The following is a 987-nucleotide window of genomic DNA, read 5'->3' as shown; positions in this document are numbered from 1 at the left end:
ATCTGAAAGTTGCCCTGGATATGCTCGGGATTGAAGACGCGGGGCGCCATCAAGTCCTCGAACGCCCGGAGATACACGTCGAGACGTTCCGCCATTCTGAGCATTCCTTTCGTTGGCTGCAGTCCCGCCGTGCTCGCCGTGAAAAGGGGCTCATTGAACGCCTGCCGCAACTGCATGAGCATGCGCGATGCTCTCGAAACGCTGATGTCGAGATTGGCGGCCGTTGCGCTCAGCTTTTTCGTACGCATCAAATCAGCGAGCATCTGGAAGTGAAATGCGGAAAGTCCGTTCGCTCCGGTCGCCATGCTTATACCTCGGAAAAGTTGAAAAGCCCCTGAGCATTCGCCTAACGTTTGCTCACGCCCGGGGCAAAATTTTTAGAACCGATGATTCAGGCCGACTGCAGCCGTTACGCGCGTCGCAACGGATTCGACGGTGTTGTTGTTCTTAAACATGCCGTCGCCATAGCCGTAGGTAGCAAGTGCGTAAAGACCCGTACGTTTCGAGAGCTTGTAAGCGTAACGGATGGCGCCGACATAGCGTGCACCCGAATCATCAGCTGCTGCACCGACGTCGCCGTTCCATTCAGCGTGCACCATCTTGAAGGAGCCGTGAATGCGACCGCCCCAAAGCGGATAGTTCGCGCCGACCGAGAACGAATCGGCCGAAAAGCCGTCTCGGCTCGCCGAGCCGTTGAATCCAAAGTTCGAAGCTGTGAGTGCATTCGGACCGCCGAGGACGCTGCGGGCGTCTTCAAGGTGCTGATATGCAACATGCACGCGCAAACCGCCGAATGTCTTCGTTGCTCCGAGGAAGAAGTTGTGCGTCGGCTTCGTATCAGAGGGCATGCCGACAAGTCCCGCTTTGTTCGGCTGGTCGATCATCTGCCAGATTGCGGAAGCAGTGAAACCGTCGCCCTTATAACCCGCCGCGAGCGCATAGACATGCTGGACCTTCGAGAAGCCGTCGGCTTCGTCGTACGTACCC

General features: G+C 57.2%; 2 protein-coding genes. Both read right to left on the bottom strand.

The features are described 5' to 3' along the window. A partial coding sequence (locus H6A60_RS11745) for a helix-turn-helix domain-containing protein (RefSeq protein ID WP_205104840.1) occupies window positions 1–305 on the bottom strand: 305 nt, incomplete at its 3' end. Window positions 306–377: 72 nt separating this feature from the next. Next, window positions 378–987 (bottom strand): porin (locus H6A60_RS11740; protein ID WP_205104838.1); only part of this gene is annotated, 610 nt, incomplete at its 5' end.

The organism is Sutterella massiliensis, from assembly GCF_016899755.1.
Lineage (GTDB): Bacteria > Pseudomonadota > Gammaproteobacteria > Burkholderiales > Burkholderiaceae_F > Sutterella > Sutterella massiliensis.
Note: the sequence above shows the minus strand (reverse complement) of the source record. Positions and strands in the feature narration are given on the sequence as shown.